General features: G+C 35.9%; 13 protein-coding genes. 4 read left to right on the top strand and 9 right to left on the bottom strand.

Annotated features, from left to right (window positions below):
• Positions 1-121: 121 nt before the first annotated feature.
• The gene (locus FYJ25_RS09430; RefSeq protein WP_330578326.1) at positions 122-1,345 is read right to left on the bottom strand and encodes an AAA family ATPase; all 1,224 of its coding nucleotides are present in this window, start codon (positions 1,343-1,345) and stop codon (positions 122-124) included.
• Between the two features lie 965 nt (positions 1,346-2,310).
• On the opposite strand from FYJ25_RS09430, the gene FYJ25_RS09420 reads away from it, so the two are divergent.
• Together FYJ25_RS09420 and FYJ25_RS09415 are read left to right on the top strand one after the other, a co-directional pair.
• Positions 2,311-3,396 (top strand): hypothetical protein, encoded by a 1,086-nt coding sequence (locus FYJ25_RS09420; protein WP_243145724.1) that lies wholly within the window; start codon positions 2,311-2,313, stop codon positions 3,394-3,396.
• Positions 3,397-3,531: 135 nt separating this feature from the next.
• Positions 3,532-4,329: a PD-(D/E)XK nuclease family transposase gene (locus tag FYJ25_RS09415; protein WP_154581168.1), complete on the top strand. Its 798-nt coding sequence runs from the start codon at positions 3,532-3,534 to the stop codon at positions 4,327-4,329.
• 116 nt (positions 4,330-4,445) lie between these two features.
• Here the strand turns inward: FYJ25_RS09415 and FYJ25_RS09410 are convergent, their stop codons facing one another.
• On the bottom strand, positions 4,446-5,489 hold the full coding sequence (locus tag FYJ25_RS09410) for an AAA family ATPase (protein ID WP_154581167.1): 1,044 nt from the start codon (positions 5,487-5,489) through the stop codon (positions 4,446-4,448).
• 495 nt (positions 5,490-5,984) lie between these two features.
• On the opposite strand from FYJ25_RS09410, the gene FYJ25_RS09405 reads away from it, so the two are divergent.
• Together FYJ25_RS09405 and FYJ25_RS09400 are read left to right on the top strand one after the other, a co-directional pair.
• Positions 5,985-6,620, top strand: a complete 636-nt coding sequence (locus FYJ25_RS09405) for a DUF6088 family protein (protein WP_096241349.1) — start codon at positions 5,985-5,987, stop codon at positions 6,618-6,620.
• Complete coding sequence (locus FYJ25_RS09400) at positions 6,604-7,512, top strand: nucleotidyl transferase AbiEii/AbiGii toxin family protein (RefSeq protein WP_154581166.1); 909 nt, start codon at positions 6,604-6,606, stop codon at positions 7,510-7,512. Before FYJ25_RS09405 ends, FYJ25_RS09400 begins: the two co-directional genes overlap by 17 nt.
• Before the next feature lie 125 nt (positions 7,513-7,637).
• On the opposite strand, the gene FYJ25_RS09395 is transcribed toward FYJ25_RS09400, so the two are convergent.
• The 7 genes from FYJ25_RS09395 to FYJ25_RS09365 all read right to left on the bottom strand — a co-directional run bounded on the left by FYJ25_RS09395 (position 7,638) and on the right by FYJ25_RS09365 (position 13,537).
• Positions 7,638-8,468, bottom strand: a complete 831-nt coding sequence (locus FYJ25_RS09395; protein ID WP_096241351.1) for a hypothetical protein — start codon at positions 8,466-8,468, stop codon at positions 7,638-7,640.
• A 74-nt stretch (positions 8,469-8,542) separates the two neighbouring features.
• A complete protein-coding gene (locus FYJ25_RS09390) occupies positions 8,543-8,863 on the bottom strand; it encodes a hypothetical protein (RefSeq protein WP_096241352.1) in 321 nt (106 codons plus the stop codon).
• A 28-nt stretch (positions 8,864-8,891) separates the two neighbouring features.
• Positions 8,892-9,740 carry a YodL domain-containing protein gene (locus FYJ25_RS09385; protein WP_243145723.1) on the bottom strand — a complete coding sequence of 283 codons (849 nt, stop codon included), beginning with the start codon at positions 9,738-9,740 and terminating at the stop codon, positions 8,892-8,894.
• Positions 9,737-9,988 carry a transposon-transfer assisting family protein gene (locus FYJ25_RS09380; protein WP_096241354.1) on the bottom strand — a complete coding sequence of 84 codons (252 nt, stop codon included), beginning with the start codon at positions 9,986-9,988 and terminating at the stop codon, positions 9,737-9,739. Before FYJ25_RS09380 ends, FYJ25_RS09385 begins: the two co-directional genes overlap by 4 nt.
• Positions 9,985-11,814 carry an LPD16 domain-containing protein gene (locus tag FYJ25_RS09375; protein ID WP_330578325.1) on the bottom strand — a complete coding sequence of 610 codons (1,830 nt, stop codon included), beginning with the start codon at positions 11,812-11,814 and terminating at the stop codon, positions 9,985-9,987. The genes FYJ25_RS09380 and FYJ25_RS09375 overlap by 4 nt, the downstream gene beginning before the upstream one ends.
• Before the next feature lie 278 nt (positions 11,815-12,092).
• Positions 12,093-12,815 carry a hypothetical protein gene (locus FYJ25_RS09370; protein WP_154581165.1) on the bottom strand — a complete coding sequence of 241 codons (723 nt, stop codon included), beginning with the start codon at positions 12,813-12,815 and terminating at the stop codon, positions 12,093-12,095.
• 68 nt (positions 12,816-12,883) lie between these two features.
• Positions 12,884-13,537 carry a VanZ family protein gene (locus FYJ25_RS09365; protein WP_154581164.1) on the bottom strand — a complete coding sequence of 218 codons (654 nt, stop codon included), beginning with the start codon at positions 13,535-13,537 and terminating at the stop codon, positions 12,884-12,886.
• Between the last annotated feature and the right edge of the window lie 8 nt (positions 13,538-13,545).

Here is a 13,545-nt window from a genome sequence, read left to right as displayed (position 1 = left end):
AGCGGTTCTTTTTCGTGCTGTCAAGGGTGGCGGATGATCACCACTATCTAAAAATATCTACAATTTTCAAGGTTCATTGAGCCTTTTTCTTTGGCTCTGCTTTTTCATAGGTCATTTGACACTATCTTTCAAATTCTAACTTCATCTTGCTATATTCTGCTGTCAATTCTTGTGCAAGATAATCTGGAATTTCATCTAAATAATACTCCAAATGATCTATCTCTTCATATTCTTCATCCGACAACTCATCTTTTGAAACTAACGCCTTGTATCTTTCAAACTTTTCTCTCAATTCCTTTGATAACACATCCACTCTAAAATAGCCTTCCACAATACCTTCATACGGTAAATTTTTCAAACCATTTCTCACAAGAGTCCTATTCTCAAGATCATAAATCACTGCGTCATCTAAAGAACTTAAAATAAACGGCGAATGGGTAGTAATTATAAACTGTATATTTGGAAAAAGTTCCGTTAAAACAGGAAGAATTTTTTTCTGCAATTCAAGATGCAAATGTGTCTCGATTTCATCTATTAACACAATACCTTCCATATCAAACTCTGCCCGTAATCCCGATTGTGCTTCCATTCTCATAATTAAATCATTAATAATATCAAGCACTGCTGCATAACCACTTGACATCGTATTAAAATCAAAAGATTCCCTATCTGACTCATGAATAGAAAACTGAAATGTTTCATCATTAAATTTCAATTCAAGATGCTCATCTTCAAAAATGGTTTTTAAAATATTTTCAAACCTCTTAAACCACCTATCGATTTTTTCTGCTTTTTTAACATCTTTTGTAAAAGCTTGTGTTGCTTTTAAATCTACAAGATATTTTGTGAGCTTGGCACCCGGATTTTCTACAATATTATACTTGTTCTGTAACTCTACTTTTTCAATATTCTCATACGTTTCTACTTGAAACTCTCTTTGCGCTCTATAATATGCAAAAATAAAATTCCCTCGCTCATATTTTTCTTTTAATTGAATATTTGAATTACTGTTCAGAACTATTTCTGAAGTTAAGTTTTTTAATTCTTCTCCTTCAGAATTTAAACTTTTTTTATAAAATTCTTGCCTATTCTGTTCTGAATCCTTCAAGTGATTCAATGCGAAATAATATTTCTGTAATCGTCTTATTTTTTCTAATGCTATACTATCTTCCCCCAAAAAACTTTGGATATACCTTACCATAGCCTCTAATACACTTGTTTTCCCGCTCCCATTCTTACCCGTTAATATTAGGTGTTTTCTTTTTTGGGTCCCCAAAGGAATCCGTATATTCTCTAAATGACGAACCTTTTCTATTTTAATATCTGTAAAAAAAGTTTGTTCCACAATTTTACCCCCTATACTATATATAATCTATTTTACTCTAGCCTTTATAAATATATTTTATTTTTATTTAAAATTTATTCTACCATCTTTTAATTTGAAAGTATACGGTATAATGAATTCATAAATGTTTATGAATAATTTATATCCTATATGGAAAAATTAGATTTTTCCTGAACCTTCTTTAATCAAATATAGATATGCATAACACAGCGATATTCTCACATGTAATCTCCATTCCTATTAGATAAGAATATTTTTATCACGGAAATAGATTTTTTAATCTCTTTAATAAATAATTGTAGAACATTATTTTATAATTTTCATATATATAATCTGCTTGTTTTGCTTTCAGACACCAAATGTCATGAAACCCCTTCTTTTTCAATATTTATCCATTTCATCTATCTTTTGTTTTTTATTATACATACTCATCTAATACCAGTCAATGAATTTCATTTGCTCCTATAGGCGCTTTTGTACCTTCTGTATAAAGCATTCTTAACTGTATACCCAATGATGTGTTCGCTTTCAAATATGAAAAAGATGTAATACCGTTACAGTATAGCAATATTTCTATGGCGGTATTTCTTTATATGGAAGGGCAGAACTTGTCTAATCTTATATGTCCGGCATCGTTCCGCATTTAGACTTAACTCCGCAGCATTATAAATTCCTTTCGTGTAGGGCAGATAGGAATGAATAGATGCTCTAGAAAGCCCTGTGTGTTTCATAATCTCCGGAATCGTTTTCCCTAACTAATGCAGAGCATTGATTTCTGTGCATGTATCTGATGTGAATACATCTGCAGTAATGAGTAGCTTGCGGAGCTTAAGTAAACTGATATTTAATTCTACGGCCAGTGATCTTAAGGAATCTGTTTCTTGTTTTATTTGTTCTCTTTCGTTTTTTATCATTTATTCATCTCAAATTTTTGATTTTACAAAAGCAATAACATCATCATTCTTTTGCATCAAGTTGATCTGCTCTCTCCTGCTGAAAGAAAAATCACGGAAAAAGAATACTGGGCACAGCGTCGTGGACAGGAAAAACTTGATAAGCTCAACCAGAAAATGCTTGAAGATGGTATCACACCAAAAGAGACTCGCTATCAAACAGAGAAACAGTTTCTCCGGGATGCTATTGATGATGCTGCAAGCACCGCCAAGTCACCAGAAGAGTTTGCACAAATCCTCGATAAAAAATATCATATCATCTTCAAGATCAGCAGAAACCGGTATAGCTATCTTCATCCAGGCAGAAAAAAATATATCACTGGACGAAATCTCGAAACACGATATGAAGAGGATTTTCTATTACAGACATTTAAGGAAAATGCAAAATCACTCTCTGATAGGAAAATGAAATTTAAAGAACCACAAGTTCCAAACACTGTGAAAGATTTGCCGACAGCACTTTCTCCTGATGCTTCCGATATTCCTGTACCGTTCATTTTCATAAAATCAGATCTCCGGCTTGTGATAGATTTACAGACCTGTATCAAAGCACAGCAGAGTGAAGCCTATGCTCAAAAAGTCAAACTCTCCAATCTGAAACAGATGGCTCAGACGGTTGCCTATATCCAGGAACATGGATACGACTCTCTTGAAGATTTCCATGCAGCACTTGACCAGGCATCCGATCAGACCAGTGTTTCCAGAAAATCTTTAAAAGATACAGAACAACAACTTAAAGATGTGAATGAACAAATACATTTTACCGGACAGTACCTTGCATACAAAAACGTATATGCCGACTATCGTAAGAGCCGCAATAAGGATAAATTTTACGAAGAACACCGGGCAGAGCTTTCCCTTTATGATACAGCTCTCCGGACACTGAAAGAAAAATCTGCCGGAAATAAACTGCCTTCCATGAAAGCCCTCTATGCTAAAAAAGACCGGCTTATTGAATTGCAAGATACACAACGGGAAGATTTTTCTAACCGTCGGGATTATGAACGGGAGCTTCGTACCGTTTCCGCTAATATTGATATAATCCTTGGGAAGAGTCACGAGGAGGAACAACAGATTGAAAATGAAAAAGATTTATAGGCTGTTATTTTTCATCGACATTTGTCGTTTCAAAATTCGGGTATTGAGGATTACTATTTGCCATGTTAAAATAATAATATAGAAATTCATGTTTACTATATTCCATTCTAAAGGAAAGCAGGTGGTGTTTTTACAATGAATAATACAGAAGAAACACTGAATTTTGAACAAAAGCATAAAGAAGATCTACAACGCCTTAGAGGGTTCCGTCTTTTAGATGATGATTTTATGAGTAAAGTTTTTGAAGATAAGGCATGTGCGGAATTTCTGCTTCAAATTATTTTGCAAAGGCATGACCTTAAAGTACAATCTGCACAGGGACAATACGATATAAAAAATTTACAAGGACGTTCTATTCGCTTGGATATATTAGCTGTCGATACCAATAACCGCTCTTATAATATAGAAATTCAAAGAAGTGATCGTGGTGCCAGTGCAAAACGTGCAAGATATAATAGTAGTCTTATAGATGCCAATATAACTGAAGCTGGCGATAAATATGATGCCCTCACTGAAACCTATATAATTTTTATTACTGAAAATGATGTATTAAAAGCCGGGCTTCCAATTTATCATATTGACCGCATCATCCAAGAAACCGGTGAACCATTTGGCGATGAAGCTCATATTATTTATGTAAATTCCCAAATCAAAGATGAAACAGAACTTGGAAAACTAATGTACGATTTTTCCTGTACCGATCCAAAAGATATGTATTATAAAATACTTGCTGACCGGGTACGTTATTTTAAAGAAGATGAGGAAGGAGTTTTGACTATGTGCAGAGAAATGGAAAATATGCGAAAAGCTGAACGCATTGAAATTGCTAAGCGTATGCTGGCTTCCGGTAAACTCACTTACGAAGATATTGCCGCTTTTACAGACCTGACCTTAGAAGAAATCAAGGCTCTGGCTGTACAGAAAACTGCATAACAAAAAATGACTCCCTACAACACATGACCTATTTGGTATATGGGGATATGTTGTAGGGAGTTTCTTAGTAAGCGGCACACAACAAACCGCATAAAAATCCCATGGAAAGCATTCCTTTAAACAAAAATCCTTCCTCTGTAATTGCCTTCTTCTGCATACTGCATTGTTTTAATATCAAATAATTCGTCGGCATCTAATGACTGAACGATAAATGGAGAATGTGTGGAAACAATAAACTGGCTATTAGGAAATGTTCTTTTTAAATCTGCAACGATTTCTTTCTGCCACTTTGGATGCAGATGCAGATCTAGCTCATCAATCAAAATCACAGCTTCCTCTTCCAATGGATTCAACGAATCCGGATTTGCCATTGATAATCTCTTTGCAATATCTGCAATAACCGATAAAACTGCTTTATATCCTCCGCTTAACTGATCAATCTGGAGATCTACCCCTTCTGAATTTGTCATCACCATTCTTGACGGTGCTAACTCAATCCTTAAATTGGAATATCCCTTTATCATTCCTTCCAAAGCAGTTCTTACACAATTTAATTTGGGATTCTTATAATTTGAATTTTCACGAATCCCTCGAAGTTCAATATCCTCTTCTGTCTTGAACCAATCATAAAAATCTCTAAAATAATTGACATTATCAAAACAGTTTCTTAAAGCATCTGTTACTTGAAAGTTTTTTATATGTCCCCTCTGTGATACTTCTCGTATAATTCTGTCTGTTCCATAGTAAAGAATCAATGGCAGTTTTCTCTCTTCCACACATTGCGAATACTTAGATTTCAATTCTTTTAAAGATTTTGCTTTTTCCGCCTTTACGTCCCCTGCATTTTCAAATGGTTGTTGTGACGAAAGTCTGCGTCTGTTTGTCCAGATATATTTTTCGCCATCCAATGTTATCCCTAAAGTAACTGCTGCTCCATTAGCTCCATTCCTTATATCCTTATTTGCCAGATCACACTCTTTCATTGCTTCTGCATTAACTGTTCTTAATACCGGTACAAATCCTTTTGTGATTGCCTCTAGTATAGTGGTTTTTCCGCTACCATTGTCTCCTATCAACGCAACAAAATTTTTATTTTCAAATGTGATTCTTTGTTTTTGAATCCCCCTGAAATTTGTTAATTCTATAAAATTGACTTTCACTGAGTCTCCTTCTTCATCTAAATATACATTGATTATATCTTACCCTTTACCTGCAAGGGTGACTATTCTTTATCTGAGGTTTTCATTTAAAAAGACCCTGTGTTCAAACAGAGCCTTTTGACATTTTCTTTCAAGAGCTTTCTCTCTAGCCAGCTTGCGGTAAATGTAAAACCCTTATTAAGCTACTAAGATACTGCTTTCTGGCACAACATCTTACTTTAACGCTTAACAGACACTCTTGTTGCCTGTCGTTACCTCAACACTACTATATCTAATGTAAATATGTCAACTTAATTTTTGCAAATTTTTTCTATTATTGCTGCACTTCTTCATCTATATATGCTTTGGGATGCCTGCTACTCACTACCTAACAGCTTATCATACCTTTATAAAAATTATTTTTTCATCTGCCCAGAATCTTGATATTTCCTTTGAAAACGGATATAATAACAGAAAAGAAATATATAAACACTATTTTGTTAATGGAGGTGCAATATGGCTAACTTATATCAGTACCTTACAGAAAACTATAAAGAAAATGAGCCTTTTTTTCTTTCTGATATACAGATTGAAGGAATGACGGGCAATAATATCCGTCAGCAGCTAAAAAAATTGACAGATGCTGAAAAGGTAAAACGTTTTGACAAAGGTATCTATTATCTTCCCAAGAGAAGTATTTTCAAATCTGGTTCAAAACCTACATTGGAAAAAGTTCTGGAATATAAATATCTGCGTGACAACGACAGACGGTGCGGTTACATCAGCGGATTATTATTTTTCAACCAAATGGGACTTACTACACAGGTTCCTATGCAATATGAAATCGTATCAAACAAGGCAACCAATGAATACCGGGAAACTTCTCTGGCAAAGTCCCGTATCATTATCAGAAAACCTAAAGTCCCTGTAACAGAAAAAAATTACATGGCTTTACAGTTTCTCGATATGTTAAAAGACGTGGATGTTTATTCAGAAATGTCTGGAACCGATTTGCAAAAACGTCTTTATCAGTATATGCGTGATGCTGGTTTGGAAATTTCTGATCTGGAATCTTATTTTTCATATTATCCTGATAAACTTTACAAAAATCTAATAGAAACGAGGGTGATCTATAATGGCATACTTGCATAACAATAAAGACCAGTTCCAGGATGCAATCGAACTGGCTTATGAACAGACCGGCATAATGGCACAGGCGATAGAAAAGGATTATTACGTCACCATGCTTCTTCGCCTTCTATCTGAAAAAATGCCTTACATCGTTTTCAAGGGTGGTACCTCTTTAAGCAAATGCCATAAAGTTATAAAGCGTTTCTCGGAAGATATAGATATTACAATAGATACCCAGATTTCACAGGGAAAGAAGAAAAAAATAAAACAGGCAATCGTTTCTTCCGCAGATGAACTAGGTATGAATATTGAAAATCTTGATGAAACAAGAAGCCGTCGGGATTACAACCGCTACATTATCAGTTATGACTCCGTACTTCCTTTAGCCAGTGATGCTTTAAGTCCTGCTGTATTATTAGAAACATCCTATACTGCGATTTCTTTTCCAACAGTAATATTACCTGTTCACAGCTATATTGGTGATATGATGGATAAAGAAGCTCCTGATTCTATCGAAGAATTTATGTTGCTGCCATTCTCCATGAAAGTACAGGGTATCGACAGAACACTGGCTGATAAAGTTTTTGACATTTGCGATTATTATTTACAAGGCAAAGTTCAGAAACATTCCAGACACATATATGATATTTACAAACTTCTTCCGCTTGTTCCTCAAGATGAAACTTTCAAAAATCTTGTACATGAAGTAAGAAATATCAGGGCACAATCTCCAATCTGTCCATCTGCTCTTCCAGATGTAAATGTTCCGCAACTACTTGAACAGATTATTGAAGAAAAAGCCTACAAGAACGATTATGATAATTTGACTACCCAGCTTTTAGAGGAAAAGCTCTCTTATGATATTGTAATCAATTCCTTAAAAGATATTTCCAAGAGCGGAATCTTTAAATAGTGCATTGTCAGAAAACATAAAATAAACCTCTTTATTTGAAGGGGTTATATTTTATGTTTTTGCATTGTCACGAAAAGTTCTATAAAGTTGGTAATCTTTTGGTACTGTTGGTATTTCTTGCTTTTTTAATAACTTAACATTTCAGAAGTAATTTTTTCTTTTCCAACATAGTATTCAGAAGGAACCGTATAGTCATCTGCAAGTCTTAGAGCAGGATTGTCATGATCATACATATAACTGATATTTGAAGTTTGATATTGATACAATCTCTGAAGTACACATCGTAATAAATAACGCTGTTTCAATGTATCTGAATAATTATCGTGATCATCAAACATAACTACTTCTATTGGCAATTTATATTCATAACAATAATACTGGCTATTCTTTATGTACTTCCAACCGACAGATTCACAATCTAAACACTCTACCATCTGACCTAAAAACTCAGGGAGCATAGATAAATCTCTTGCATAGTGATTTCTATATAATAAATCTTTTAGGGCAAAACCATTAAAGCCAAAATCTTCTCTACCCTTTAAATACCCAAGTCTTATTTTCATATAACTTGGATTTCCATGCCAACACTTGTCCCAATCAACTGTTTTTCCTTTATAAATAACATTAATATGTTGTTTATCTCTTGAAAAGTCGATTCCATTTTCATGCATAAAAGAACTAAACGGATTCACAGATAAAAGTAAATCTGCAAGATTACATCCTTTCGTCTCATCTTCCGTACCGTGTAATCTTCTTGTAAGATGAAATAACAGTATTTCTTCCGGATATTTAGTACAATTATTTGCTATAAACTCATCTAACTTATTAATATAATCATTGTCACCAGACATACTGCCCATCAATAATAATTGTTCTCGTAATTCTAGTTGATGCATTTGAAAAATATTACATACCGATTTTTCCATACTTTCTCTTGAATGTGTATCAATGTACATTTAATTTCCCTCCAAAATCATTTTTTACTAATCATGCATGGCAACATATAAAAGGTCATAAAATTTATAAAAAATTATTTTCTTCTTTGCATTTCCATACTGGCAGTAGAGCGTTTTTTCCTCTCCACTTGCATTGAATTATTTTTTCTATCAATAAAAGCATCTGCAATTTCAATAAGTACAAGCACCATCACTGGGGTTCTCCCTCCAAAGGCTAAATCTCCTATAAGAATAAACTCTTTCCTGGTGAACGCCAATATAAGTGATAACACCAAAAAAGTTATTTTCATAAAGAAAGCCATGTTCTGTGCATCTTTACTCTTTGATATTGAAAATTTATAGTAAACAAGACCCATAAACATAGCCGTCAATAATATGAATAGATTTCGTAGCATAATATATTTTCTCCTCCGTAAAATTAAACTAATTGCCGCCTCTATCATATATTATAAGCACTGATCTCCGGGGAGCATTTTTATCTTTTTTCTTTGGAGTATTGTTCATCAGTCCGTCAATCATATTGTAGTTGGCTTCTTCTGCCATCTCTGCACTGCGAAGATATTCTCCGTTGTCCATGACCTTCTGCCAGTTTGCCAGCTCTGGTTTCTTTTTCTGCTGTTCTGGTGGCTGTTGTGTTTGATTCGGTTGCATTTGTGATTGCACCTGCTGTTGTCTTTGTTGTTCCTGTTCTTTTGCTGCCTGTTGCTGCATAAAGTTCTGAATGTTCCGTCTTGCTTCTTCGTCAAAGCCATTGTAACAGTCATTCATAACTACTGCTCCATCTTCACTGAGAATCACATAGGCGGCTCTTGTCCCATACTCTTCATGTTCCATCAGAAACCATTTCTTCTCGTTCATCAAAATATAATCCTGGGCAAGCCATGTACCTTTCTTTCCTTCGATTTCATATCCGGTTGTATCAATGGAAAGTCTGGTATCCGAGGAACTTTTGATTGTGAGAAATTCTGGAACAATGATGAATCTGTCTTTATTAATATAGTAGGCTGTGGTTTTTCCCTCATCCGTAATTACCAGAACATCGCTGCATCCGATGGAATGACCTTTGAAGTTCTTCGGTCGCTGTTTCTGCAGGCGTATTTTTATATCCGCCGGAGTTTCCCCCGGCTGGATTCTTCCAATGTACACCTGCTGATAGTTCTCAATGCTGACGCTCTTTCCTTCGCTTCTCAGCTTTTCATAAGAACGGAAACGAACATCACGATACTCTGGTGTTTCTTTTACCTGATATACTGCACACTGACTTGTACTCATTCCTCGTCCTCCTCTTCCAGTTCCGCTTTATAATCTTCCAGATCCATAAGAAAAATCTCATAGCCTTCGTCACTCATGCAGAACAGCTTTCTTATGGTATTGCAGACCAGTCCGATCATATCCGCATCCCCTTTCAGAAATGGAATGATATGGTCGATAGCTTCCATCGTATCATTTCTGTTTCCTTTATCAAACATTGCGGTCACTAAACATTCGTCTGTATCAAAGTTCATTGCCAGATCTATCATAATTCTACATCCCCCTTCTTATGTGCTTTGGTTTTTTCTGCTTCTTTATTTTTCTGTTCCTGTGCTTTTGCCCTTGCCTGAAACTCTTTCAACGACTGCAGCACAGATTTTTTCAGTTCTCCTTTTTCGCCCTTTACAGGCTCTTTCTTTTGCGTCTGGTTCGGTTCTACTGATACGGATTCTTTCTTGACTGGTGCTTCTGAAACTTCCTGTTTCACTTCCACAGTCTGTTCTGCTTCCTGCACTTTTCCATGTTTCTCATTCAGATATTTTTCCATATCGTTGATTGCTTTCTGTACCAATGGACTTTCCTTATAATGAGGAATCATATCTATCAGTTCCCTGTCTACTCTGTCCCAACACATCAGTTCGTACTCTCCAGAATAATCCTTATCCCCGTCCTGCAGGTCAAAACCAATCCCTTTGCCTCCATGTAGTCGATCTGCCGGAATACTTTCATAAATTTTAATCGCTTCTTCCAGAGTAAGATTATTATGGTACTCCCCCATGACTGGGAACTCCATACACTCTGCTACATAAAAAGTAATCGTAGCTTCTGGCTGTTCCTGTTCTGGTTGTCTGGTAAAGATAGAAAGGGTTTCTGCATTTTCCAGACGAGAAAGTAATGACCTGGCAGTTATCACATCACTGTCTATATCAGATTCTTCCGATACTTCAACCAGCCAGTCCTTTAAACACCCTGTTTTCTGATTCAAAATGTCCTCTGTGATTTTCTCCACCTGTTCTTCTCTGTTCTCAACGGTATCTTTATATTCGTAAGTGTCATATTCATAGCTGAAATTATCTAAATCAGCCGCCAGCTTTTTGATCTCCTGCTGATCAAGATAGGCTTCGGACTCCCTCATATACTCTGCCAGAGTGATTCTTTCTTCTGCGATAGGATTGATGTCCACCTTAATACCTGCCATTGCTATACCATGAGCATTTAATTCATTAAAGAAACTGTCCTCCCGGATATCGCCACGATAAGAAAGCACTACATCAAGATCAGAATCTTCTCTGTAAAGTGTCTCCCTGCTTCTGGAACCATGAACCCTTGCAGCAAGCAGCTCTACTTCATTTTCCAGTCCCATTTCTTTCAGAATACCCTGTGCGTGATACAAGACACCCCGTTCCACTTCTGCCCTGCTAAGACCATTTAATGCTACTTCATCTCTTCCAATCTCAGAAGTCGCACGAAGCTCACCTGCCTGCAATAAGTTTTTGGAATGTTGGATGGTCATTGCCTCAAATTCTTTATAGTCTACTTTAACGCACTCCATATCATCCATTCTTTCACTTTTCAGGATTTCATAAGTAGCTTTCTGAACAGATGCTTTGGGATTATCATAATCATTGGAATGGATTTCGTGCAGGTCAGAATCATAAAAAATATAAAAATAGCCTTCTTCCGTTGCCTGTACGGTCAGATACCCTTTGCTCTTGGTAAACTGCATTGCAATTCCCTCACAGGTATCCACTGCTCTTTCCCGGTCATAGTCCTCAAAAATACTTGGAGGACAATTCTTTAATAACTGTGCCAGCCGCATCTGCCGTTCGCCTGCTTCTTCCACTTCTGCCATCAAATCCTCATAATCAACGGGAACTACATTTTCCAGGGACATATCTTCATCTTCAAGAATATCTTCCATTGCCTGCCGCATAGAAATATCAGGATTGTCATAAGCACCGCCGTCGATCTCATCGTAATCTAAAGCATAAAAGGTATAATCATAGCCTTCCTCTGTTCTCTGGATTGCAAAATATTTATCGTCAATCTTATATGCCAGTTCATCCGGCTCCAGTTCCGGCATAAGTCCTTCCACAGAAATCCCTTTCTCCTGCAGATATTCTGAAATAGCTTACCTATTGCAATAAAGCAAGATCTAAAATATCAAAAAGCTCAGAAAAAATACGGAATCTTAATCTAACTCCTCAACAATGGGACACTGTTGATGCCGCTATCACTGCTGAAAATATTTCATCTATAGAATATATACGGATTGCCTACAAACAAGGAATCATTGATGCATTTTCTATTTTACGAGAAACTCTTTTATATATCCATGTTAATCTAATCACTTGCAAGCAATGAAGCAGAGATTTATCTCTGCTTTCCCATTTTCTTCTCTATTGCTTCCGGAACTCTGATCAAGCCAAATCGCCATAGTATCGGATAAATGTATGAAACTCCTCTAATATCTCCAAGTGCTTTCGGTTTCTTCACTTCTTCTGAAACCCTCTTACTATTTTCAAATGCCAGCACCACACTACTCCAGGCAAGGCTCTTACTTTTCTCTCTCCGGTCTATCAGCAACTCTCTGTTATACTCTCCGTTTTTACCGACCTTCAATTTATATCGGAATGGTAATCCAGTTGCCGTTTTAAATGGATAATCCTGAAAAGCAATAACAGCCTGCCACAGATTTTCCACTGATGGTATTTCCTTTAGAATCCGAACCTGTTCCTGTCGAATCTTATATGTCCGGCATCGCTCCGCATTTAGACTTATCTCTGCTGCATTATAAAGTCCCTTCGTATAGGGCAAATAGGAATGAACCGAAGCTCTGGAAAGACCTGTGAATTTCATAATCTCCGGAATCTTTTTTCCTGACTGATGCAGATCATTGATTTCTGTACATATATCTGATGTGAATACATCTGCAGTAATAAGTAGCTTGCGGAGTTTAAGTAAGCTGATATTTAATTCTGCTGCCAATGTCCTCAATGAACCTGTTTCCTCATAAGCATTTCTTAACTCTTGAAGATAATTATTAAATTGAAGTTCTGGATCATATTCTGGTTTCTTTCTTGGTCTTCCTGCCATTTTATAACTCCTATTTCCATGTGAATCTAATCGTCTTGCACCTAAAACAGAGGATTCTCTGCTCCGGACTAATGCTCCGATAGCTGTCCTCTGTTTCTCATTTTATTTTTTCGCTTTCGACAATATCCCAAATAATAGATAACACCGCCTACTGCTCCACCAAGTGTATTATAGACTAGATCTGATATTTGAAATGTTCCAAGATGGAATAATAACTGAGTAAATTCTATCAGAAACGAAAATACTGCTACAACTTTTGTGGCTTCCCAAACGGTTTTTCCAAATCTAATATTCTCAGATTCATCAAGTAATTCTTTTTGAAATGTCCACAATAGTAAAATAGAAAATGGAACAAATAACATGAAATTCTCTATAGATTCTGTTGTAAACTGTCCCTCTTCATATAATCCCCATCCTCCAAAAAGCTTTCCAAGCGGATCAAACCATATCTCACGATTTAAAACTGTTCGGAGTAATATCAGTGCTGTATAAAAAGCTAATAAGAATGTCCGGCGAAAATTTGAAGAACTTCTAAATGCTCTCCACCATGTTGCAAACATATTTCGGATAAAATTATTCTTTTTCCACCCATGCTCCTTACCATATAAATATAAGAACATTGTTAAAAAGGCAAGAAGAACGGCAGCCCAAAAGGGCTGATAAAGTGCTGATAATACATTATATGCTATTTTATTAAATATTTCGATTATCTTACTTCCCATTGTTCTCC

This window comes from Anaerobutyricum soehngenii (genome assembly GCF_009697165.1).
GTDB lineage: Bacteria > Bacillota > Clostridia > Lachnospirales > Lachnospiraceae > Anaerobutyricum > Anaerobutyricum soehngenii.
Note: the sequence above shows the minus strand (reverse complement) of the source record. Positions and strands in the feature narration are given on the sequence as shown.

Bases quoted from the DNA above. Each gene is read 5' to 3' on its own strand.
- FYJ25_RS09415 (WP_154581168.1), top strand. From the start codon at position 3,532: ATGAATAATACAGAAGAAACACTGAATTTTGAACAAAAGCATAAAGAA.
- FYJ25_RS09405 (WP_096241349.1), top strand. From the start codon at position 5,985: ATGGCTAACTTATATCAGTACCTTACAGAAAACTATAAAGAAAATGAG.
- FYJ25_RS09400 (WP_154581166.1), top strand. From the start codon at position 6,604: ATGGCATACTTGCATAACAATAAAGACCAGTTCCAGGATGCAATCGAA.
- FYJ25_RS09395 (WP_096241351.1), bottom strand. From the start codon at position 8,468: ATGTACATTGATACACATTCAAGAGAAAGTATGGAAAAATCGGTATGT.
- FYJ25_RS09390 (WP_096241352.1), bottom strand. From the start codon at position 8,863: ATGCTACGAAATCTATTCATATTATTGACGGCTATGTTTATGGGTCTT.
- FYJ25_RS09385 (WP_243145723.1), bottom strand. From the start codon at position 9,740: ATGAGTACAAGTCAGTGTGCAGTATATCAGGTAAAAGAAACACCAGAG.
- FYJ25_RS09380 (WP_096241354.1), bottom strand. From the start codon at position 9,988: ATGATAGATCTGGCAATGAACTTTGATACAGACGAATGTTTAGTGACC.
- FYJ25_RS09370 (WP_154581165.1), bottom strand. From the start codon at position 12,815: ATGGCAGGAAGACCAAGAAAGAAACCAGAATATGATCCAGAACTTCAA.
- FYJ25_RS09365 (WP_154581164.1), bottom strand. From the start codon at position 13,537: ATGGGAAGTAAGATAATCGAAATATTTAATAAAATAGCATATAATGTA.